This window comes from Stenomitos frigidus ULC18, from assembly GCF_003003795.1.
Lineage (GTDB): Bacteria > Cyanobacteriota > Cyanobacteriia > Leptolyngbyales > Leptolyngbyaceae > Stenomitos > Stenomitos frigidus_A.
The window spans coordinates 22,922-46,199 of sequence record NZ_PVWK01000061.1 but is presented as its reverse complement, the minus strand read 5'-3'; the positions used below and the strand labels follow the sequence as shown (position 1 = coordinate 46,199).

19 protein-coding genes are annotated in these 23,278 nt (G+C 52.3%); 10 read left to right on the top strand and 9 right to left on the bottom strand.

Translation table 11 applies throughout. From position 1 onward, the window contains the following. Nucleotides 1-90: 90 nt before the first annotated feature. Nucleotides 91-2,304 (bottom strand): alpha-glucan family phosphorylase, encoded by a 2,214-nt coding sequence (gene glgP / locus C7B82_RS11090; protein WP_106256353.1) that lies wholly within the window; start codon nucleotides 2,302-2,304, stop codon nucleotides 91-93. A gap of 424 nt (nucleotides 2,305-2,728) precedes the next feature. On the opposite strand from glgP, the gene C7B82_RS11085 reads away from it, so the two are divergent. Further along, nucleotides 2,729-2,992: a hypothetical protein gene (locus tag C7B82_RS11085; protein ID WP_106256352.1), complete on the top strand. Its 264-nt coding sequence runs from the start codon at nucleotides 2,729-2,731 to the stop codon at nucleotides 2,990-2,992. Nucleotides 2,993-3,028: 36 nt separating this feature from the next. On the opposite strand, the gene C7B82_RS11080 is transcribed toward C7B82_RS11085, so the two are convergent. Both C7B82_RS11080 and C7B82_RS11075 read right to left on the bottom strand, forming a co-directional pair. Further along, nucleotides 3,029-3,700: a tetratricopeptide repeat protein gene (locus C7B82_RS11080; protein ID WP_106256351.1), complete on the bottom strand. Its 672-nt coding sequence runs from the start codon at nucleotides 3,698-3,700 to the stop codon at nucleotides 3,029-3,031. 37 nt (nucleotides 3,701-3,737) lie between these two features. Beyond that, the gene (locus tag C7B82_RS11075) at nucleotides 3,738-4,544 is read right to left on the bottom strand and encodes a P-loop NTPase fold protein (protein WP_106256350.1); all 807 of its coding nucleotides are present in this window, start codon (nucleotides 4,542-4,544) and stop codon (nucleotides 3,738-3,740) included. A 177-nt stretch (nucleotides 4,545-4,721) separates the two neighbouring features. On the opposite strand from C7B82_RS11075, the gene C7B82_RS11070 reads away from it, so the two are divergent. From C7B82_RS11070 to C7B82_RS31465, 5 genes are all read left to right on the top strand, one after another. Then, nucleotides 4,722-4,952: an addiction module protein gene (locus C7B82_RS11070; protein ID WP_106256349.1), complete on the top strand. Its 231-nt coding sequence runs from the start codon at nucleotides 4,722-4,724 to the stop codon at nucleotides 4,950-4,952. Then, nucleotides 4,949-5,248 carry a type II toxin-antitoxin system RelE/ParE family toxin gene (locus C7B82_RS11065; protein ID WP_106256348.1) on the top strand — a complete coding sequence of 100 codons (300 nt, stop codon included), beginning with the start codon at nucleotides 4,949-4,951 and terminating at the stop codon, nucleotides 5,246-5,248. Before C7B82_RS11070 ends, C7B82_RS11065 begins: the two co-directional genes overlap by 4 nt. A gap of 174 nt (nucleotides 5,249-5,422) precedes the next feature. Further along, entirely contained in the window at nucleotides 5,423-7,168 is a 1,746-nt protein-coding gene (locus C7B82_RS11060; protein WP_106256347.1) for a diflavin flavoprotein, read from the top strand. 197 nt (nucleotides 7,169-7,365) lie between these two features. Continuing rightward, nucleotides 7,366-9,237, top strand: coding sequence for a diflavin flavoprotein (locus C7B82_RS11055; RefSeq protein ID WP_106256346.1), 1,872 nt, complete (start codon nucleotides 7,366-7,368; stop codon nucleotides 9,235-9,237). Between the two features lie 186 nt (nucleotides 9,238-9,423). After that, on the top strand, nucleotides 9,424-9,603 hold the full coding sequence (locus C7B82_RS31465; RefSeq protein WP_146141133.1) for a hypothetical protein: 180 nt from the start codon (nucleotides 9,424-9,426) through the stop codon (nucleotides 9,601-9,603). A gap of 60 nt (nucleotides 9,604-9,663) precedes the next feature. On the opposite strand, the gene C7B82_RS11050 is transcribed toward C7B82_RS31465, so the two are convergent. Then, complete coding sequence (locus tag C7B82_RS11050; protein ID WP_245939828.1) at nucleotides 9,664-10,731, bottom strand: glycerate kinase; 1,068 nt, start codon at nucleotides 10,729-10,731, stop codon at nucleotides 9,664-9,666. A 77-nt stretch (nucleotides 10,732-10,808) separates the two neighbouring features. Continuing rightward, complete coding sequence (locus C7B82_RS11045; protein ID WP_106256345.1) at nucleotides 10,809-11,273, bottom strand: hypothetical protein; 465 nt, start codon at nucleotides 11,271-11,273, stop codon at nucleotides 10,809-10,811. A 302-nt stretch (nucleotides 11,274-11,575) separates the two neighbouring features. Between C7B82_RS11045 and C7B82_RS11040 the strand changes: the two genes are divergently transcribed. Continuing rightward, a complete protein-coding gene (locus C7B82_RS11040) occupies nucleotides 11,576-13,492 on the top strand; it encodes an ABC transporter substrate-binding protein (protein WP_106256344.1) in 1,917 nt (638 codons plus the stop codon). An 81-nt stretch (nucleotides 13,493-13,573) separates the two neighbouring features. Then, entirely contained in the window at nucleotides 13,574-14,395 is an 822-nt protein-coding gene (larB, locus tag C7B82_RS11035) for a nickel pincer cofactor biosynthesis protein LarB (RefSeq protein WP_106256343.1), read from the top strand. A 26-nt stretch (nucleotides 14,396-14,421) separates the two neighbouring features. Here larB and C7B82_RS11030 read toward each other — a convergent pair whose 3' ends face one another. From C7B82_RS11030 to C7B82_RS11020, 3 genes are all read right to left on the bottom strand, one after another. Next, nucleotides 14,422-15,093, bottom strand: coding sequence for a DUF6391 domain-containing protein (locus C7B82_RS11030; RefSeq protein ID WP_219904269.1), 672 nt, complete (start codon nucleotides 15,091-15,093; stop codon nucleotides 14,422-14,424). 104 nt (nucleotides 15,094-15,197) lie between these two features. Then, nucleotides 15,198-15,917, bottom strand: coding sequence for a hypothetical protein (locus C7B82_RS11025; protein ID WP_106256342.1), 720 nt, complete (start codon nucleotides 15,915-15,917; stop codon nucleotides 15,198-15,200). Between the two features lie 405 nt (nucleotides 15,918-16,322). Beyond that, on the bottom strand, nucleotides 16,323-17,198 hold the full coding sequence (locus C7B82_RS11020; protein WP_106256375.1) for a M28 family peptidase: 876 nt from the start codon (nucleotides 17,196-17,198) through the stop codon (nucleotides 16,323-16,325). Between the two features lie 432 nt (nucleotides 17,199-17,630). Between C7B82_RS11020 and C7B82_RS11015 the strand changes: the two genes are divergently transcribed. Next, on the top strand, nucleotides 17,631-18,593 hold the full coding sequence (locus tag C7B82_RS11015; protein ID WP_106256341.1) for a homogentisate phytyltransferase: 963 nt from the start codon (nucleotides 17,631-17,633) through the stop codon (nucleotides 18,591-18,593). A 358-nt stretch (nucleotides 18,594-18,951) separates the two neighbouring features. Here the strand turns inward: C7B82_RS11015 and C7B82_RS11010 are convergent, their stop codons facing one another. Then, nucleotides 18,952-20,325 carry a GH1 family beta-glucosidase gene (locus C7B82_RS11010; RefSeq protein ID WP_106256340.1) on the bottom strand — a complete coding sequence of 458 codons (1,374 nt, stop codon included), beginning with the start codon at nucleotides 20,323-20,325 and terminating at the stop codon, nucleotides 18,952-18,954. Nucleotides 20,326-20,421: 96 nt separating this feature from the next. Here C7B82_RS11010 and C7B82_RS11005 point away from each other — a divergent pair, with 96 nt between their 5' ends. Continuing rightward, a complete protein-coding gene (locus C7B82_RS11005; protein ID WP_106256339.1) occupies nucleotides 20,422-23,220 on the top strand; it encodes an NACHT domain-containing protein in 2,799 nt (932 codons plus the stop codon). Nucleotides 23,221-23,278 lie beyond the last annotated feature (58 nt).

The following is a 23,278-nucleotide window of genomic DNA, read 5'->3' as shown; positions in this document are numbered from 1 at the left end:
AATCCCAAAGGCAACGCTACTATCAGTCCTGATCCGAAAAGGAGCGCCGCCGCTACGCCGCCATTGAAGCGGTGAAAAACCAACAACTTCTTAAGATGGGATGCTTGCCAGACTGCGACCAACTTCGGTAACGGCACCAGGAGCATAGACCTGCGTGACATAATCGGCAATCATCCGATGGGTATTGAAGGCTGGGGAATTGGTTTTGATGGATGCCTTCATCATTTTGACCCAACCGTGGGGTACGCCATGCTCATCCTGATCGTAGTAGAGCGGCACGATTTCGTCTTGCAGTAGAGCATAGAGCGCCTGCGAGTCGATATCGTCCTGGAGCTTCTGGTCGCTGGTATGAGCATCTTTTCCGATCGCCCAGCCATTCAGTCCCTTGCCGTTCGCATCGGCTTGGTAGCCTTCACACCACCAGCCATCCAGGACGCTACAGTTCAGCCCACCGTTAAAGCAGACTTTTTGACCGCTGGTGCCCGATGCTTCCAGAGGACGACGGGGATTGTTCAACCACACATCGACACCCTGCACCAGCTTCCGTGCGGTATGCATGTCGTAGTCTTCGATAAAGGCAACCCGATTCCAGATGCCGGGCTGTTTGCACCATTCCATCAGGCGTTGAATAATCCGCTTGCCTTCTTCGTCGGCGGGATGTGCTTTACCAGAAAAGATAATCTGAACAGGACGATCGGTGTTGGCGAAGATGGACATGGCGCGATCGGCATCTCGCAGCAAAAGATCGCCGCGCTTGTAGGGGCTAAAGCGACGGGCAAAGCCGATCGTCAGAATCGTAGGATCAAGCACACGATCGGCCGCCTGGATATAATCCCAATGTTCACCACGACCTTCTCGCGCTTTTTTCAGCTTGGAACGGGTATGTGCAACCAGACGTTCTTTGAGGATTTGATGACGCTGCCAGAGTTCGGCATCAGGGATGTGATCGACCTTTGCCCAGACAGCAGGATCAACGGCTTTCGTTGCCCAATCGTTACCCAGATACTCATTGTACAAATCACCAATCAGCGCTGCCGTCCAAGTAGTCGCATGCACACCGTTGGTAATGTAGCCGATCGGCACCTTGTCTTCCGATCGCTCTGGATATAGCACCGTCCACATTTGACGCGAGACATGCCCGTGGAGTTCGCTCACACCGTTGGCGGCACGACACAGGCGCAACGCCAACGGTGTCATCCCAAACGGTTCCCAGGGATCGCCCAGACGACGAGCACCCAACACCAGAAACTGCTCACGCGAGAGTCCCAGTTGCGGCCAGTAGCTAGCAAAGAAGGAATCCATCAGATCTGCAGAGAAGACATCATGCCCCGCAGGAACGGGCGTGTGTGTGGTGAAGACGCAGCGCTGGCGGACTGCCGCCTCAATGTCGTAGAACGATTTGCGGGTGCGCTGAATCTCCAGCCGCGACACTTCTAGCAGGCAGAAAGCCGCGTGACCTTCGTTGAGGTGATACACACCTGGCTCGATGCCCAATGCCTGGAGCGCGCGCACACCGCCGATCCCCAAAATCACTTCCTGAGCAATCCGAGTTTCCTGGTTGCCGCCGTAGAGGTGTCCTGTTAGCCAGCGATCGATAGAGTCGTTGTCGTCCCGGTTGGTGTCGAGTAGATAGAGGTCAACCCGTCCCACCCGCACGCGCCAGATCTGCACTTTGACGACGCGACTACGTACCTGTAGCTCAACGGTAATGGCATCCCCGTGTTCATTTCGCATGAGTTCGATCGGCAGGCGATCGAACTCGTTGTCGATGTAATAGTCTTCTTGCCAGCCATCCTGGTTCAACCGTTGGTGAAAGTAGCCCTGACGGTAGAGGAGGCCGATCGCCACCAGCGGCACACCAAGGTCAGAGGCAGATTTGAGGTGGTCGCCTGCCAGAATGCCTAAACCACCAGAATAGACCTGAAGCGATTCGTGTAAGCCAAACTCAGCACAGAAGTAAGCAACAGGATGCTCTTTGGAGATTTGGGGCGCAACGCGGCTTGCCCAGGTGTTACCGGCTGCCATGTAGCGATCGAATTTCTCGACGACCAGGTTCAGCCGCTTGATGTACTGAGGATCGATCGCCAGTTGCGTCAGGCGATTGTAGGCAATGGATTCTAGCAGGACGACAGGATTATGCCCGCAACGCTCCCATTCATCAGGATTCAGTGTCTCAAACAACGAAACCTGGTCAGCCGTCCAACACCACCAATAGTTGTAAGCAAGGTCTGCTAACCGCTTCAGCGAGTGCGGCAATTTGACACTCAAACGGGCAGCCGATGTAGTAGCAGTGGAATTTAACATAGGTCAACGTGAGTGATTGAAGTGGTTAAGTCTGAGGCGAAGGAGTGTAAATCAATGCAGGCAGCTGGTAGCGGCGGGTTTAGCAAGCTTTCCATGCAGTGGTTCAGTTATGTTGCGAAACCCGTCCCTTACGATTTGTTCGATCGACCAAAATACGTGACAGATTGACAGGGACTCGATCATGCCAGCTCTGATGCAGCATTTTCTATGTAGAGAGAATGCGACTTCTACAGAGTCCATTAGTTTATCGTGCAAGGATGGACAGTATCGATAGCGTTTTTTCACGTTATTTGAAGTTTTGCGGCGATCGCGCACCGCGCCAATGGCAACGTCAGCCATAGAATTCGTGCCCGTATGCTAATCTGGCTATACAAAAAATCGACGCTGACCACGCCCGATCGCCATGATGCATACCCCTGAACCGATGGATAAACTTGATATCCTGACAGAGCAAGTTGGACATCTAACCGAGACTGTTACTCACTTATCTGGAACAGTTGATGGTTTGGCAGACAACATCGCAACTTTGACGCACAATGTTGCTAGTCTGACTCATTTTGTTGAGACAGGCTTTACAGAGCTAAAAGTGCTAATACAAAAGCAATCGGAAACTGTAGATAAGCAAGCAGATGTAGCGAAATCGCTGGCGGATAGCGTTGCTCTATTGATTGCCCGATCGCCCACCTGATAGTAACTGGACACAATCGCGCCTTCATCATCCCTGCTATCGTTTCAGCCAAAAGAGGAGAAGGGTGATCGTCACCCCCACCAGACCGTAGACCCATAGAGATTGAGAGGATCTACGACTTTGAGATGTTGAGCGCGGTGGTGTAGGAAGAGATTTTACATACCAATCAGGCAGGGCAGGCGGAATGTGCTCATGAGCAGGATGTTGCGCTGGAATAATCTGGTTGAGTTGATAAATGGCAGCGTCGCACATTTTTACTCTGTGTTCCAATCCCAACGATTGATAGATTTTTTTGGCTTTCTGGTAATGCTGGAGTGCCTCCCAAGATCGCCCCAGCTTATTAAGGTCAATCGCCCTGTTGAATAGAGAATCAGCTTCACCGTTGCGATCGCCGATCTCGCGGTCAATTTCTAAGGACTGCTGAAGAACATCGATCACCACAGCAGGGTGATCAAACTGAGACTGACGTAACTGACGACGAATTTGCTGCATACACTTATCGCAGCAGAGATCCACAATCCGAATCAGTTCTCGCAACACGCCGCCACTTTTGAGGATCATCTGTGGCAGCAACGCCGAATCGATTAAATGTGGGTGTGGGTGCAATCGCTTTGCCAATATTTCGCTAAAGATTGCCATCATCTCTGCATTAGGGACGCGATCGGGTTGACGTACCGTTGCCTTACTAAAAAACTTCGCTACTGGCATCGTGTGGATTTTCTTGATGTTGGCAGTGACGATGCTTTTAACTGCCGCGTGTCGGAGCGTGGAAAAAGGGGATGGTGTAGACAATCCGAAAGGTGGGCGCAAGCAACGTCTTAATATTCTTGCTAAAGATTGTTTCTGTGATGCTTAAGTCCAGCTTATCGAGATCATCAATGATCACCAACACCGTTTGTCCCGTCGCGTTTTCGATGTAGGTCTGAATTTCATTCAGCCGCGCAATGAGGTCAGAAATTCTGCGGGCAAATTCTGTCGTAATCTCGTCGCGAACGATCGAATTCACCTTCAAAATGGCTTTCACTTTGACCAAAAACTCCAAAATTGCTGGCAGTCCCCCCTTCAGGCTTGACTCACCGCTCGTTTCGATCGCGGCATCCACCGCTTTGATCTCGGTTTTGGTGTGCTTTGCCAGCCAGCGATAGAGGTCGTGTTTAAGTCCTGGCTTCAGCGTTACCGCTCGGCGTTCTGCGGCATCCAGCAATTGCACCGCCATCGAGAACAAAATATTGACATGATCGACGGCTGACTCCTCGATCGTATCGGCGATCGAGAAATTCACGACAAAGTAGCGGCCTGTCTCTGTTAGGCGGAAGCCCAGTTCTGCCAACAGTGTCGATTTGCCGCAGCCGAGATGTCCGGTAAAAATCAGCTTGTTGTCCTGCTCAGCACAATCTTCGATCGCCTGTTCTAGCGCATCCACTAGTTCCGTCTGGTATTTCACCCCAAACTCAGCCAATGCCTTTCGCGTCACCAACGGCTCAAGCTGAAGGTTTTTCCCAGCCATGCGAAAGTCTTCAAGCTGGCGTTCAAGTGCCTCGCGATCGGGCATAGCGGCGTCTCAATTCCTACAGAATTTGCCTGTATTCTACTTCAGGTCGGCGGTATAGCTGACCAACCCCTTCGCAAACATCTTGGAACAACGTCATAATGAGTTAAAACAAACGACAAAAGCTGAATCCCAAAGCTGAATCATTGTTAGATCGGCAAGCCAGCAGGAGAGGCAGAGATGACCGAAACAGCGGAAAAACTGAAGCGTGAACTGTCCCAACTCTCCACACAAGAGCGTGCAGAACTTGCCTACTTCCTGATCCACTCCTTAGATAACGCGATCGATGACAACGTAGAGAGCGCCTGGGATGTTGAATTAACGCAAAGAATGCAGACAATTAATGATGGGACTGCCTCTGGTGAGCCAGCCAGCAAGGTCTTTACCGATCTGAGAGAGAAGTACGCGTGAAGCCTGTTGTCATTCACAGTGAAGCGATCGCTGAGCTTGACGGTGCCATTTCTTACTATGAAGCACAGAACGCAGGCTTGGGACTTGATTTTTTGTCTGAAGTAGAGCAAGCTCTCGACAAAATTCAGCGGAACCCCAATCTAGGGGTGTACAAAGCCAGCGGTTTACGTCGATATGTGATTCGGCGGTTTCCATTCCTCATTTTCTATGCGGAACTGGAAACATTGATCTGGATCGTCGCGATCGCGCATGGTAAGCGTAGACCCAATTATTGGAAACGACGGCAGATCGAGTAAGGCTACCGCTCAACAATGGCGCTATGTTGTGCAGGTTAGCTGTGAGGACGGTAATGATAACTGTAGCTGATGAGTAGGTTTACCTAACAAAACTTTACAGATCGCGATCGCACACCAATAATAGAGGTGTAACACGTTACAGAAACCCAAACGTCTTTAGACAGGGAGGCAGGTATGGTAGCACTCACCGAGCGGGTTCAACGATTGACCCTGGAGACCGTTGCATTGGCACACCCAGACGGCGTTGGCACCACCGATACAACCGCCATCCGCTGTTTGGACTGGGATCGAGAACGCTTCGACATTGAATTTGCGCTCAACAACGGCACAACCTACAACTCGTTTCTCATTTGTGGTAAGAAAGTTGCCCTGGTTGATACCTCCCACGAAAAGTTTCGGCAGCTCTATCTGGATACCCTGAAGGGTTTGATTGATCCGGCTGAGATTGATTACCTGATCATTAGCCACACTGAGCCAGATCACAGCGGCTTGGTGGCAGACCTGCTCAAGCTGGCTCCCCACATAACGGTAGTGGGCGCAAAAGTGGCGATCCAGTTTCTTGAAGATCTGGTGCATCAACCCTTTGAGCGGAAGCTGGTGAAGAATGGCGATCGCCTCGATCTCGGCGACGGTCACATCCTGGAATTTGTGTCTGCGCCCAATCTGCACTGGCCTGACACCATCTTTACCTACGACCACAAAACGCAGGTGCTGTTTACCTGTGATGCGTTTGGGATGCATTACTGCGACGATTCTACCTTCGACGAGGATTTGGAACTTATTGAGCACGACTTCCGCTACTACTACGACTGCTTGATGGGTCCCAACGCGCGATCGGTGCTCTCTGCCCTGAAGCGCATGGGCGATTTGCCTGAAGTAGTGACGATCGCGACAGGGCACGGTCCACTTCTGCAATACAACCTGCATGAACTGGTTGAACGCTACCGCACGTGGAGCAAAGAGCAAGCCAAAGCGGTTACAACGGTCGCGCTGTTCTATGTCTCCGACTATGGTGAAGCGGAGCGGTTGGCACACTCGATCGTGCAGGGCGTAATGAAAACTGGAGTCGCGGTCGAACAGATGGATCTCCGCACCGCAGAGCCGCACGAAATTCGTGAACTGGTCACTATCGCCGCTGGTGTAGTGATAGCAATGCCACCTCAGTCCGGTGACTTTGCGCCCACTGCAAAAGCTGCCTTGGGCACGGTTCTGGCTGCGACCCATGCGAAGCAGTCTTTTGGGCTGTTTGAAAGCGGCGGCGGTGATGATGAGTCTGTCTATTTATTGCGCAACAAACTGCAAGATGTCGGCTTAACCGAAGCGTTCCCACCCATCCTCATTAAGGAAGCACCGACCGAAGCGGTCTATCAGCTCTGCGACGAAGCGGGCACAGATATGGGGCAATGGCTGACTCGCGATCGCACCATCAAGCAGATGAAGTCTCTTGATGGCGATTTAGACAAGGCGCTGGGACGGCTCAGCGGCGGGCTTTACATCATCACGGCCCAGAAAGGGAACGCTTCCAGCGCGATGCTTGCCTCCTGGGTCGCTCAAGCCAGCATCGAACCGTTGGGCATCACGATCGCGGTGGCGAAAGATCGGGCGATTGAATCCTTCATGCACGTGGGCGATCGCTTTGTGCTCAACATTCTGGAAGAAGGCAACTACCAGCCCTTGATGCGGCACTTTTTGAAGCGCTTTGCCCCTGGAGCCGATCGCTTTGTTGATATCAAAACCTATCCCGCCACCAACGGTTCACCGATTCTGGCAGACGCCTTAGCCTATCTAGAGTGCGAAGTGGCCAGCCGGATGGAGTGTAGCGATCATTGGATCGTCTACAGCACGATCGATGTAGGACGACTATCCAGCCAGGACGGACTGACGGCAGTGCATCATCGGAAGGTGGGAAACCATTATTAGTTGTTAGTGGTTAGTGGTTAGTTATTGGTTGTTAGAAGATCACAAGGGAGTCGGGAGTGGGGAGTCGGGAGTAGTAAGACAATTTAAAACTCTTACACCTCTAACTTCACTCAAAATTCAAAACTCAAAACTCAAAACTCAAAACTTTTAACCTTTAGCCTTGTTTCATCCCTTATCCCTCTCCCCTCACCTCTACCATGTCTTCCTCCAACTCATTCCTCAAAGCTCTTTCCAGTTTCTTTAAGTTTGCGCCGTCGCCTGATGCGTTGCAGGAAACGGATGTGCATGACGCGATCACAGAGGCACCAGTAGGCAACGATGCGCAAATTGAAAACGCGGCAGTGGCTGTCGTCACCCGACCGCGTGATGTGCAGGTCGCGTCGATCGGAGATGGGACAACGGTGCTGCGATCGCGCACGTGGGATCGTCTCAAGTTTGAGGTGGAGTATGGGCGGCAAAAGGGCACCACAGCCAATGCGTATCTGATTCAGGCTGACAAGGTGGCGCTGCTTGATCCACCAGGCGAGTCGTTTACCGAAATTTTTCTGAAAGAGGTACAGCAGCATACAGATCTGGCAACGCTGGACTATGTGATTGTGGGGCATGTGAATCCCAATCGCATCACGACGTTGAAACGCTTACTGGCATTGGCACCGCAAGCAACGGTCATTTGCTCAAAGCCAGCGGCGATCGCGCTACGGGCGGTCTTTGCAGACAGTGACACGCAGATCAAGCCGATTCGAGGGGATGAAGTGCTGGATCTGGGCCAGGGACACGAACTGCGGTTTGTGTTTGTGCCGACTCCTCGTTGGCATGACGCCCTTTGCACTTACGACCCTGCTACTCGCACTCTGTTTACCGATAAGTTTTTTGGCGCGCACATCTGCGATGAAGCAGTCCTGGATGAAAACTGGAAGCAGTTGGATGAAGACCGACATTACTATTTCGATTGTCTTCATGCGGCTCAAACCCGCCAGGTCGAAGCGGCCCTGGATAAGTTTGCGACCTTTGCCAAAGCGAAACTCTATGCGCCTGGTCACGGGCCGATGGTGCGCTATAGCTTGAGTCGTCTGACCTATGACTATCGGGAGTGGAGCCAACAGCAGAAGACAAAAGACCTGATGGTCGCGCTGCTCTATACCTCTGCTTACGGCAACACGGCGACTATTGGGCAGGCGATCGCGAAAGGCATTGCGCAAACGGGTGTGTCGGTAGAATGCGTCAACTGTGAGTTCACTGACCCTGCCGAAATTACTAGCCTGATTGAGCGCTGCGACGGTTTTGTCATTGGTTCGCCAACGCTGGGCGGACATGCACCGACACAGATTCAGACGGCTCTGGGTATTATTTTATCGACCGCTCCTAGAACGCACCTGGCAGGAGTCTTTGGCTCCTACGGCTGGAGTGGTGAAGCGGTCGATCAGATTGAGGAGAAGCTGAAGGACTCAGGCTATCGTTTGGGGTTTGAGACGCTGCGGATCAAGTTCAAGCCGACAGATGAAACGTTGCAGCAATGTGAAGCGGCAGGCACTGAGTTTGCCCAAAGCCTTCGCAAAGAGAAGCGGATTCGCGCACCGTATCAGACGGCTGCCGATGGGCAAACCGATCGCACCGGGCAAGCAGTCGGACGAGTGACGGGTTCTCTATGCGTCCTTACTGCCCAACAAGACGACACCAAACTGGGCGTGCTGACCTCCTGGGTATCGCAAGCTAGCTTTAACCCACCCGGATTGACCATTGCGATCGCCAAAGAGCAGACCGCCGACCTTCTAGCACATACGGGCGAACCATTCGTCCTCAACATTCTGAAGCAGGGAAAAAATCTTCGGCGCTACTTTCTCAAACCACCTGGCCCAGGCGAAGACCCGTTTTCAGCGATCGCCACTGAGACAGCGAACAATGGTAGTCCGGTGCTCAGCGACGCCCTTGCCTACCTGGAATGCACCGTCCAAAACCGGATAGAATGCGGCGATCATTGGCTGCTCTATGCCGTGGTTGATCAGGGCAAGGTCTTAGATGCTGCGGGTGTGACTGCCGTTAACCATCGCAAATCAGCCCTCCAGCATTGAGGCGTCAACGCAGAAACCAGATTTCCTTGCACAACCAGATTTCCTTGCACAAAATGTCTGCCAAGCGCTTGGCAAATGTAGTTCACTGGACGAGAAAGTCTATCTTTAAAGCGACCGATCGTAGGATGTAGCTCACCACCGCTTCACCTAATCTGGGAGCGGTGATATTCTCAATAGCATGCTGCGATGAAGTGGAAAGCTGGACAAAAAGTGGTGTGCGATCGGCTAGGACAACAGGCCACCAATTGCTATGTGCGTAAAGTTGACCTCTATGAGAGTGTCATTATTTACTGCCCCTCAACAAATACGGTGGTTTGTGGGCAACGCCAGAATCTAGAACGTTTGGGATGGCGAACAGAACCATAAGTTCAGTGCAGGCAGCGGACAAAAGCAACACATCCTGTAGGGGCACGGCCGTACCCCGATTCAGCAAGCGCCCCCTCGATAAACCGCTCCTACAGAGTGATCGGCCTGAATCTCGATCACTAGATCGGCCTCGTCTGGATGCGTCACCAATGGTTTAATCAAGAGTTCAGGATGTAAGGCTTTCCAAAAATACTCAACGAAGGCATCAATTTCGGCATCGCTCATGCCCGGTCTGCCGTCCGCCCGCATTTGCTGTTCTGCTTGTTTCCGCCACTGTTGGCTGAGTCGATAATCAACTGGCTGAAGCACTAGGAGGCTATCCAACCGTTCCCAAAGCGGTAAGTAGTCGTGCAGTTCAGCGTTCATATCACGGGCAAAGGTGCGATCGGCATCGGTTGTGATCGGTGCGATCGACTGATCAAAAACGACTGGATCAACAGGACGTACACCAACAAACCAGCCTTCAAACAGCACGATATCTGCGCCGTTAATGATGGTCGGAGTTGTGCGATCGCCTGCACCATTGTGTAGCGCTTTGTCAAAGCGGGGAATGGCGATCGTCTGGCCTGTCGGTTGTCGTAGCGCGTCGAGTGTCTGAAGACCCAAAGCAATATCATGCGTGCCCGGTGGGCCACGCCAGAGCAGTCGTGGGTCTGCTTGACTCAGCTGCTGGCGATCGCGATGCGTCTTGTAAAGGTCATCCAACGAAAGGCTGATAGTCTGGTAGCCGTACTCTCGCAGTATCAGCGTCAAGATTGCGCCCAGCGTTGTTTTGCCCGTTCCCTGTCCACCCAGAATGCCTTGAATCCAGGGTCGATCGCTGGCCTGACGTTTTGCTGCTAACCAGGTTGCCAGCGGTAGCCATAGGTTCCACAGGGTTTCAAGCAAGTGGTCAGCAAGCGTCGGATGCGTCTGGCAAAATTGGTCAATTTGTGGATAAACCGTTTGCAGCAGGCGCGATCGCTCCTCCAAGACCACACCGACTGTTTCAGGCATGATGCCGAATGCGATCGCACGTGAAGTGTCCTGCAAGGTCAGATCTTCTAGCTGCCGCCGATCTTCTGATGACAGCGACGCGCCCTTTGCCAAGCGCTCCACAAAGCCGGTCAGCACATCCTTAGAAACCATCTGCCATTGAGGAGCTTTCCAGAAAAAAATGATCCATTATTTGCCTGCCTCACGTGGGGGCACAAGGCTTTGCGTCTCTATGGTCGCACATACAGCGTGTAGTCTCGCCGTACACCAGGTGTTGCAGTGCCAACCCAAATTTTATAGGTACCCGCTTGCCAGTCAGTATCAGTGAGGCTGGCATCTTTGCCACCCTTGGAATCGTCACCGCAGCGAACATCACCCTGAGCACCCTGAACGACTAGCGTTGTGTCGCCACCACTACTATTGACGCGCAGCTTGAGGCTAGGGACATTTTGCTGCAGCACCAGAATGTGATCGGGAGTCGGGTCACCAAAGCCGAGGCACTTGTTGTTGTTGCGATCGCGGTTACTAACAATGGCCGGTAGCGACGTCGCTCCTCCCGTAGAGCCTGTTAAAGTGCCCGACTGTTTATTGGCACCCAAAGTCAACCCACCAAAATTAGACTGTCCCAGTGCCGGCAACGCGCCCAAAACGGCTAGTGAAACAAGCCAACTACTCCATTGCAAGCGACTTGCCATAACTCTCCTCCCCTCTCCTTAACGGATTTTTAGCGTGAAGCGACGGTTGTGTGCGGACTGCGATCGCGCATCCGGTTATGCCACCATCATCGCTTACCCGCCGTATACTTGTGGGCACTGTGTGTTGATGAATCGCATTCCTTTTCATTCAGCCCCTTATTTGTGAAGGATATTCCCTTGAATGCCTTGCCTTTCGGGGACTGCAAGCGGGATCATGCTGGAGTTTTACTGATTTCAGTGCACGAAGCAAAGGTTTTAGACGCAAACTGGTAGAGAAATAGTTTCCCTTCAGTCATCTCAGCATGGTTTCTGTCGCTTCTCTGGTTAAGGCTCTGCACCATTGGTTCTGGTTGGCGATCGCCCGCTTCGTCCCCAAGCTTGTTTTGGAGGGCGATCGCACGCTTGAGAGTCGTATCAGGATTTCGGTCAGAACCGTTCCGGTCAGAGCTTCCATCCTTACAATCGGTTTGGCGATTGTCCTTGCCCTTCCCCTCACAGGCTGTCAGCCAAATCAGTGGCGCACTCAAGCAGCGCAAGGTAGTCAACTGGTGCTGAGCACCATCACCGACCCAAACACCTTCAACTTTGCGAACAAAAACACCTTTCCCAGCATTTTTCTCTTCACCTACGAATGTCTGACGCTTGCAAACGGCGTGACTGGTGCGATCGAGCCTGCGTTAGCAGAGTCCTGGCAGTTTTCAGACGACAACAAGCGGGTAGTTTTCAAGCTGCGTCCTGGGTTGAAATGGTCGGATGGGGCACCGCTCACTGCGGATGATGTGGTCTTTACGTACCGGGATGTGGTGGCAAACCCAGAGGTGCCGACTGATGCTAAAGAAGGGATTCAAATTGGGGTGAACAAAGCCTATCCTGACGTGCGAAAGCTGGATGATCTGCGCGTCGAATTCATCCTGCCGGAACCCTTTGCGCCCTTGCTCAACGCAACAGCAGGACCAGACGGCATCGTCATCTTGCCCAAGCATGTGCTGGCCGAGACGCTGAAAACCAAAGGTGCGGATGGTAACCTGAAGTTTCTCTCCACCTGGGGCACTGATACCGACCCGACGCAGATTGTGGTGAACGGCCCCTATGTGATGGAGCGCTACATCGCTGGTCAGCGCCTGGTCTTTCGCCGCAATCCCTACTACTGGCGTAAAGATGCTCAGGGTAAACAGCTTCCTTACATCGATCGCATCATTTGGCAAATTGTGGAAAACCTGGATACGCAGCTCTTGCGGTTTCGTTCAGGTGATATGGATGTCATCGGCGATGTCCGACCATTGCGATCGGAGTACGTGCCCTTGCTCAAGCGCGAAGAGAAACGGGGCAAATTTACCATCCAGGATGGGGGGCCGTGGTCGGGGACGCTCTATCTCACCTTTAACCTGAACACAGCGAAGGCTAAAAACGACAAACCCTTCGTCGATCCCATCAAATCACGCTGGTTCAACACATTGGCATTCCGGCAAGCAGTGGCGTATGGGATCGATCGCCAGCGCATCAATAACAACCTCTTTCGAGGCCTGGGCGTCATCCAGGATTCACCCATTTCTGTACAAAGCCCTTTCTTCCTTAAAGAAGGGCTCAAGGTTTATCACTACGACCCTGAAAAAGCCAAAACCCTACTGAAGCAGGCAGGCTTTAAGTACAACGCTCAAGGTCAACTGTTTGATGCGGATGATCATCGTGTCCGATTCAACTTGATTACCAACGCGAATAATCCTGTCCGTGTGGCGATCGGTGCCCAGGTGCAGCAAGACCTCGGCAAAATCGGCATTCAGGTTGACTATCGACCCATCAACTTCAATGTGCTGATTGAGAAAGTCAACAACTCGCGCGATTGGGATGCACACATGATCGGCTTTACAGGCGGCATCGAACCTCATGCCGCCTCAAATTTGTGGGTGAGCAGTGGTGCCTCCCATTCGTTCAACCTGAAGCCACAGCCCGGACAGCCTCCCGTTCAGGGTTGGGCACCCAAAGACTGGGAAACGACGATCGATCGCCTTTTCATCAGTGGCGCACGTGAGCTAGACGCAACGAAGCGCAAAGCCATCTACGCCGAATTCCAGCGGGTGGTGCAAGAACAGCTTCCAGTGATCCATCTCGTCAACGATCGTGCCTTGATGGCCGTCCGCGATCGAGTCGAAGGACTAAAGTACACAGGTTTGCCCAGTTGGGGGCTGTGGAATATTCAGGAACTTAGAATTAGGGAGTAGGGAGTGGGGAATCGGCAATGGGGAGAACGTTTCCTTCGTCCCCCTCACTCCTTACTCCTCTCACCTCTCATCTCTTCCCCAATGACCCAACCCGAACAACTCAAGCATCTCCTTAACGCCGTTGCTGCTGGTGAACTGACTCCAGAGGTCGCGTTCAACAAACTCAAAAACCTGAATTTTGAAACGGTTGAAGACTTCGCCCGCATTGACCACCACCGCGCCTTGCGTACTGGCTTTCCTGAATTCATCTGGGGCTTGGGCAAAACTCCGGATCAGATTGCTCAAATTATGGAAGTGATGCGCGATCGTGCTGCTGTTGTGATGGCAACTCGCATTGAGCCAGACATGTATGCCCAACTGAAAGCACGAGTGCGAGATGTGGAGTATTACGCTACGGCACGCATTTGTGCGTTGAAAGTAAATGAGCGGTCAGCGGTCAGCGGTCAGTCGTCAGTTCCTCACTCCGTATCCTCCCGCCCCGGCACCATCAGCATTCTTTCCGCAGGCACTGTCGATCTACCTGTTGCCGAAGAAGCTGCCGTCACCGCTGAACTGTGTGGCTTCAAGGTCAATCGTCTATGGGATGTGGGTGTATCCGGCATTCATCGGCTACTCGAAAACCGTTGGGCGATCGTCGAAGCGGATGTGCTCATTGTTGTCGCTGGGATGGAAGGTGCGTTGCCAAGCGTCGTTGCCGGGCTGGCAGACTGCCCCGTTGTCGCTGTGCCAACCAGTGTTGGCTACGGAGCCAGCTTCAATGGGCTAGCGCCTCTGCTCACCATGCTGAACTCCTGTGCCGCTGGGGTGGGGGTTGTCAATATCGACAATGGCTTCGGCGCAGCCATCTTAGCAGGTCAGATTTTGCGAACCGCCGCTCGACTCGCGGAAAGGATAAAAGATTAGCCTTACGTAGGGGCGCACAGCCACCCCTACTCTTCTCTCCAGCGCACTTGTACGAAGTGAGCCGGACGACCGAGGGCATCTTGATTGGCAATGATGCGATCGATCGCCAAATTGAACGGAATGGCAGTTGTGATGTACTGCTGAGCAAAGCTACCGAAGTCAGGCGTAAGATGAGCCGCTGTAGCAGCGGCAACCCCCAAGCCCACAAACTGCTCGATCGGCCCACGGGGTAGTAACGCCGACGTGCCAAGGGCAAACCCAGCAGTGAGCAGCATCCCTACAGATAAATTTGTACCACAGCGGGGATGCACCGCCAGGTGCCACTCGCCAGCGGTAATCCGCCGCAACGCCACTTGAACAGCACGATGCAATTCAGCCGTATCCACCTGTCCGTAGAGGTAAAAGCCACGATCGGTAGACATCCCACCGAGCAATTCGTTATCTGGCGCACTGCCCATAGCCGTAAACGGGCGTGGTTTTGCCCGACTGCTTAAAACCCATACAGTAGCGTGTTCCAGGGCATGCACCTGTCGTAGCGTTAGCAGCTCTTGCAACCCCGGCACAAAGCTGAACCAACGCAGCAGATCAGCATCCTGCGTTGCTTGAGGATTTGGCTGCTGGCTTGGTGAGAAGACCAGATCAATCAAATCCGTTCCTAAAAAGCCCCACGGCTGCTGCTGAGACGTCGCATGTGTCATGGCTGCACAGCTCCAAGCGAAAACGAACGACAAGCCTGTCTTTACACTCTAGCGCTTGCTGATCACAGTCGTTTTCAGTCGTTGCAAATCGTTGTTACCAGCGCTTAGGCCGGTTTAGCTGTGGGTGCTACCGTACCAACGGCTCTCGAAACTTCAACCCCGTTTTCTTCAAGAATCACGATCGGATCAGATCCCGCATTCATCTCAATGCGCTTAACGAGCACCTGACCGTTGGAGAGTCGTTGCCCAACCCGCACGTAGCGGCTAGTTTCTTCATTGGGTGCCTTGACGATCGCCTGAGCGACGCCACCCACCATCACAACGCCACTCACTTCAACGGCATTTGCTAAGTTTGCAGAGGGCAGTGGTGGTAAGGTTTTGATGGTCGGAATGCCTTTCCCAGGAGGCATCGGGGTTCTGGGATTAAAGGCAGTGGTCGTCGATCGAGGTTTGGTTGGCAGTTGGCTGACGGTGGGTACGTTTTGGCGACTAGCCGCAGTACGAGACCGTTCCACTTTCGGCGGCAAGCCTGCAAACGGATCTTTCCCCTTCTGACCGTCAATACTTGCTTGTACTTGTTTTGCCCGTTCGTCGCCGTTTGTTGATTGAATTAAGCCTGGAATCGTATCACCCGCAGGTGGTTTTTGAGCCACTAAGGGAGCGGCTCCTTTAGCACCAAACGGCTGGGTGGTAGCGGGCTTTTTAGCCACGGGAGAGGCAATGGGCGATGGGGAGGAGGCGACATCGCCGCCTGAATCGGATGAACAACTGGCGACCGTTAACGCGATCGCTCCAGCAAGTCCGACAAGCACAAGTTTACGCATGATTTTCTCCCCCAATCACTGTTCCTACACGATAGCTCTAAAAAGCACAAACGGTATCATTAATTTCTCGGAGTTTCAACAACAATGCGCTTAGGAAACATCTGTGTCGCAAGATAAGTCGGCGTCATTTACAGCCCTCTTTCTTAACAAAGCACCGATCGAGAAAAGGCTGAGTTTGTTTCATGAATCATGGCTTGAATGTGCCTCATGCCATCACGAAAGCTGCTGCTCTAAATCACTGTCGGACGGTGATCTGCAACCCACTTTGGCATCCTGAGAGACTAGAAACATGGAGGCTTTAGCATTAGCCCAGCCCAGTTCAAACCAACCAGTTTTGAGCAATGAGGGCGATCTTTTCCATACTTTTACGTCGGGTTTGCCATTCTCAAAAAGTCAGCTCAAGGGTTACAACTGCTGCAAACCGCGTACCAAGCCACGACAGACATTCGTCAAGAAAGCAAGATCTAACGTGTCCAGTCGATCGCTACTTTTGTGATAGTGAGGGTTGCGAAGAAAGGACGTATCTGTCACCATCAGCGCCCGATAGCCCTTGTCCCAAAAGACAGCATGATCACTACGGCGAGTATCAGGCACGATAAGCCCCCGTTTGCCAGCAGGTAACCATTCGCAAGGGAGGCATTGTCGCATCTGACGACTGAGGCGGATCAGATCGGGTATGGTTCTGAGATTACCAATCAAGCCAATGAAATTGCCGCGATCGGGGTAAAACGCCTGCAGCCCAGTGGGATACCGTTGAGAACCGGGCGTTTGATCGCAATAGCCCAGCATTTCCAGAGACAGCATCAGTCGTAGCGGCTCCCCTTGAAGCGAGTGGGCATAATGGGTGCTGCCAGCGCGATCGTAGCTCGTTTCTTCTAGATCAAAGGCCACAAGGCGTATAGGGTAACGTGCAGGTTCGACGCTAAACAGCCGTGCCAGTTCCAGCAAAACCGCCACTCCTGTAGCATTGTCATCGGCTCCCGGTGAACCCGGTACAGCATCATAATGAGCACCAATCAGAATGGGTGGTTTTGGCATTGGCGAGGCCTTGCTCAGGGAGAAGCGTGTCTTGCCACCGTCAGATCTGGCAGGCAAATTCAAAATCAGATTCTGAAACTCCATGCCCTGTGCCTGAAATGTGTGGGTTTCAACCGTGCCCCACTGCGCCAACTGTGCCCGAATGTACTCACGCACAAAAAAATGTCCTGCGGTCGCCAAGTAAGGGTCGCGATCGCGAGCAATTTGCACTAGGTGAGTGTAGAGCCGTTCTTTAAGAGGCAAGGGAATCAGGGACAAGAATCAATTAACGTCAGTCATTAAGCGCGAACATACCGGGGCGATTATAACCAGGCTGATTCGTTATTTTGCCTAGTAACCCCGATCATTTCACTAGCCGCGATCATGATTCAAGGTGCTTAAAAAACGCTGACCGCTAGCTCAACCTCCGTAAAGATAGCGAGAACATGAGCCGTCTCAAATGACAATAACTGTGAGTGCAAAACTGTTTAAAATCCCGCTACATCAAGACTTCCAGCAGTCAACACTACACGTTAGATGAGGCAAGCAAGCCCTGTCGTCACAAGCTCATGAGCAATAGTATAGAGCCACACATCTAGTGACCTGATACCAGTGCAACCCAACTTAGGATACTAGACTTTAAGGGGCGAAACGTCTAAAGTCCAGAGTTTAGAGTGTCTTGTTTCAAAGGTACACATGAGCCGGATTGTCTCCAAATCCCCTTTTTCCGCCCCTCAATTTAGGAAAAACGGGTTACTTCAACGCCATGCTCCGGGACTCTACTCGTTCTGGAAGTTCGCTCGTCCACACACCATCATTGGCACTAGCTTAAGTGTCTTGGGGCTGTATTTGATCGCTAGAGCTGGTCGTGGGGAGTGGTCGATCGAAGAGGCCGTCGCGTCTCTTGTGCCGCCGCTTCTAGCGTGTCTCTGCGGTAACGTCTATATTGTGGGGCTAAACCAGCTAGAGGATGTGGGGATCGATCGCATTAACAAACCGCATCTCCCACTAGCATCGGGGGAATTTTCGCATCCGCAAGGTGTCGTCATTGTGGCGATCGCAGGTGTGCTGGCATTCCTGTTGGCACTATGGCAAGGACTGTTTTTGTTGATCACAGTTGGTACCAGTCTGCTCATTGGCACTGCCTACTCTCTACCACCGTTTAGACTCAAGCGCTTTCCAGTCTGGGCGTCTCTTTGCATTTTTACGGTGCGGGGAGTGATCGTAAATCTGGGGCTTTTTCTGCACTTCCAGGGCAGACTAGCCATTCCACCATCCGTTTGGGCACTGACACTGTTTGTGCTGGTCTTCACGTTTGCGATCGCCATCTTTAAGGATATTCCTGACATGGAGGGCGATCGTCGGTTTAACATCAACACGTTCACCTTGAGGTTAGGGCAAAGAACCATCTTTCACCTTGCCCTCTGGGTCATCACAATCTGCTATTTGGGCATGATTTTGGCAGGTTTAGCAGGGCTTCCTGGCACCAATCGTCTGTTTCTGGTTGTCTTCCATCTCGTGGCCTTAGGTTTGCTGTGGCTACGCAGTATGCGAGTAGACCTCACAACCCAGGCATCGATTAGTCGCTACTACCAGTTCATCTGGAAGCTGTTTTTCCTGGAATATTTAATGTTCCCGATCGCCTGCTTACTGTCTTAACCAAAGACGCAACCCAGCAAACTGAGAGCTAAAAGCTAAAGGCTGAGGCAAAACCTTACACAGCGCGCCCATCACCAATCACTCCCAGGGGAACACTAGCGAGAGTTAAACGGCTGCGGCAGCGTCTGAATACTGCGACGAGCATTCTGCACGATGCTCATTTGTGCGATTGACTGCAAAGTTCATCGCCCTTTTCACCCCACCGTCTGTGCCACATCAGACCCTTCTCTCTGAATCCATCGCACACCAAGCGCCCATTGGCATGCTTCAGAAAAGCCCCCAGCATATACCCCTTACCGGGCATACAAGAAAGGGGGCTTGGGGCAAATGCGTAAGTCCTAATCCCTCATCCCTTTCCTCAAACCACCCGCTTTTGCCGAATACACTCCGCATACCAGTGAAAGCTCGCTTTGGGGGTGCGCTGTTGAGTGGGATAGTCGATGTAGGTGATGCCAAAGCGGCGATCGTAGCCCCACGCCCATTCAAAGTTGTCCAGCAGGCTCCAAACAAAATAGCCGTGTAGGGGATAGCCGTCCTCCACCGCACGATGAGCCGCTTTGAGGTTCTGCCGCAGATAGGCAATTCGCTCTAGATCGATGACTTCGCCTTGAGCATCCACAGTATCTTGAGCGGCACAGCCATTTTCGGTAATAAATACGGGCAAATCAGGTCGTCCCAGCGTTTCGCTAACGTGACGCACCCCCCAATACAGCGCTTCTGGCAACATCCAGAGCCAGGGCATGTTGAGGCGTGGGTAGCTGTCACGAAAGTCGAGACATTCGTAACCACTAGGGTTGTCGGCTGCTCGCACGTAAGTACCCGTGTAGATGTTCAGCCCCAGCGCATCCAGGGGTTGATGGATCGTGTCTAAATCACCTGCCTGAATGGTTGGCGCATCATGCCCCAATTGCTCCAATAGCGCTGGGCTGTAGGCACCAGTTAAGACGGGATACAGGATGCCCCCATTTGCCCAACAGGTCGGCAACGCTTTTTGTGCCGCAGCAATGTGTTCTGGCGATTCAGCGATCGGCACCGTTACAGCCGGATTATCCACCAGGGCAATGGAACAGGGAACAGGCGAGGCGGCTCGAATGGCTTGACAGCCCAGTCCGTGTGCCACAATCGCATGATGGCTGGTTTGCCAGACTTCTTTGCGGCTTTTGACACGAGTGCCCGGAGCGTGAGGCGGATCGGCATTCACCGCATACCCCAGATGGGTAAAGCACGAAATTTCGTTGATGGTCATCCAGTGGGTGATGCGATCGCCCAGCCGACTTACCACTGCGGTCACATAAGCCGCAAAATCCTGCGCCATCTCCCGACTGCGCCAGGAACCGTAGCGATCCTCTAGCGCCTGGGGACTATCCCAATGAAACAGAGTGGCGTGAGGCGTAATCCCATGCTCGCGCAAACAATCTACCAGTCGTCTGTAGAAATCCACACCCGCTTCGTTGACGGCTCCCCGCCCGTCGGGAATAATCCGCGTCCAGGCAATGCTAAAGCGGTAATGTTTAATGCCCAACGCTGCCATCAGCTTGACGTCGCTTTCATAAAGGTGGTAGTGGTCACAGGCGATCGCACCCGTATCGCCATTTAACGTTCGTCCCCGCTTGGCGCTAAAGGTATCCCACACGCTTGGCTTGCGCCCATCCTCTTTCGCTGCCCCTTCAATTTGATAGGATGCGGTGGCGGCTCCCCAGAGGAAGTTTTCAGGAAACTGGTAGCTGGTCATTAATTCGCCTGAACGCTGCTCTCCATACTGTAATCGTTCGCATCTCTGGAATGTGAATGCGATAGTGGAGAGAACATTCAACACGTCTGGTTCAGTATGTTGGAATGGTTGCTGACGATCGGCGCAACAGAACTGGGAAAAGCCATCTTTGAGCAGGGCTTGAAGTTGGGGCAAACGGCTGCGGAAGATTATGTCAAGGACTTCTTTAAAGGCTGTTTGAAGGAAGGTGTGGCAGCGGCAAAACCAGAGGTGGCAAAGAAGGCGGTCGCTGGAGCGTTACAGGCGTTTTTGCTGTTGGTGACAGAGGAACTGGAAGATCAGGAGTTGTCGAAGGCGGAAATTCGCGATCGCTACGATCCTGCCCTCATCCAGTTTGTCAAAGACGATTTGGTGAAGCCCATTCTCGGTCAAGCGTTCGAGAAGGATTGCAGCGCGATCGACAGTGCCGCCTTAGCCACCCTTTGGGCACAAGCCACTTTGCGAGGTAAGCCCTTTCCAGCGATGCCAGAGGGCTTTGACTGGCAGCGCATTGGCGGCGAATACCTGAAGAAAGTACGACGGATTGTGCGAGAAACACCGGAACTGCGATCGCTCCTCGAAACCGCATTGCTGGAAGACATCGCTCGCAACACCGCACATCTGAACAAGCAGATCTCTCCAGGCTTTGATGTTGCCAAATATCGGGACAGTTTGCAGACCAGCTACGGCTATTTGAAGCTGTCCACCATTGACACAACCGACCAGCAGTATCGCGTCAAGCTCTGGAAGATGTTTATCGAGCAAACGGTGCGGGAAGACCTTCGGCAAACCTCGGAGGTCTTGAAGACCTCCGAGGTTTCGGAATCAGAGGCGTTGGAGCACGATCGGCGTGAGTATTTTCAGCAGCCGTCGCGGAAAGTGTTGGAGGTGATCAACTCCCAGATCCCCGACTTTTCCGAAAAGTCGGGGATCTCAACGGGGTTCTCAGAACGGGGGGTCATCCTTGGCGATCCGGGTGCGGGGAAGTCTACCCTGCTGCAATATCTCGCGCTCGAATGGGTGGAGTCCCAGACCTCGGAGGTTTCAAAAACCTCCGAGGTCTCAGCGCGATTGCCGTTGCTGATTGAATTGCGGGAATATGCGATCGCCCAGACCAACAGTTTCCTCGAATTTCTTCATCGTGGGCGCGGCGTTGATTGGCAGTTTGACCAACAGCAGTTGCATCAGTACTTGCAAGAGCATCCCACGCTGGTGATGTTTGATGGCTTGGATGAAGTGTTCGATCGCCCCACCCAAGCCGCCATCACCGACGACATCATCCGCTTTGCCCAGCAATATCCCCACGCGCAAATTCTCATCACCTCGCGCATCATCGGCTATAGCCCAGAGCGCCTGCAACACGCTGGCTTCCGTCACTTCACTATCCAACCCTTAGACACCGACGAAATCCACGAGTTTATCAATCGCTGGTACACCCTTGCCCTCGGCAACGATCCCGACAAGGATCGCTTAGTCACACGCTTGAAGGAGGCGATCTCAAACTCCCAAGCCATCCGCAACCTGGCAGACAATCCCCTGCTGCTGACGATGATGGCAATCCTCAACCGACGGCAGGAATTACCCCGCGATCGCGCCGACCTCTACGATCAGGCTTCGCGAGTGCTGCTCTACCACTGGGATGTGGATCACAAAAAGCTGAATCTGCCTCTAGACACCATTGGGCGACGCGAAAAACAGGAAATGCTGCGCCTGATCGCCTACGACATGCAGGCGGGTGAGGAAGGGCTGAAAGGCAATTTGATCAGTGCCGATCGCCTCACCCGCATCCTCACCGACTATTTGCGCGACCAGGGCTTTAGCGAACCCCGCGAGAAGGCAAACAAACTCATCGATCAGCTACGCCATCGCAACTTTATTTTGTGCGATCGGGGTGCCGACACCTACGGCTTCGTCCACCGCACCTTTTTAGAATATTTCTGCGCCGTTGAAATCGTCCATCGCTTCGAGAAACAACGCACCCTCACCTTTGAACAATTGCGCGATGAGGTCTTCGGGAACCACTGGCAAGACGAAACCTGGCATGAAACTCTTCGTTTAGTTTCAAGTATGTTAAATGTTCACTTTTCCAGCAACATTGTTGATTATTTACTTGAGCAAAATGGAGAGAATGAAGAATTTGCCAATGTATTTTTAGCAGCGCATTGTTTTTCGGAAATCAAAAATCGAAACTCACTCTCAGCAATCTCAACCAAACTATTTGGCTGCTTAGAAAAACTTGCTAACTATACAGGATTTGATAGATTAGATGATTATAAGATTAATGTTCCTGCAGTTTCAATTATTGCATCCCTTTGGAAAGATGACCCTATTAAGCTTGCTTGGCTTAAGAATTTTGTGTTAATAGCTTATCGTGATAATTCCAGAGACCAAGCAATTCGAGAAATCGCTAAATACTGGAAATATGAGATTGAAATTTTATCTTGGTTCAAGAATATTGTCGAGCAAAGCACTTTTGGCTTCAGCGTTTTAATAACTATTTTTGCCAGGATATCGAGAGACTGGAAAAATGATCCTAATACATTGACTTGGTTGATGAAATGTACAAAGTCTGAGAATGAGGAGATTCGGCATGTTGCACTACAAGAGTTAGCTTTGACTTGGGCAAAAGATCAAATAGCGTTGTCTTCAGTTACTCAGCTTAATTTGCTTGATCTTAATTTGCTTGATCTATTTCTCGATTCTGCTGCTCACGATATCGATTATTGGGCTCGACGAACTGCCCTTCAAGCCCTTCTCACTCACTATCCCACCCATCCCAAAACCCTCGAACTGTTGCGCGACAGGGCAGAAAACGACCCCGACGAGCAACTGCGGCAATGGGCACAGGAACAGTTAACGCAGCGAAGCCAACAATGAGAAATCAATGTTTGATAGTCTAAAACTAACCCACACGACCCTAAAACTAATCCACATA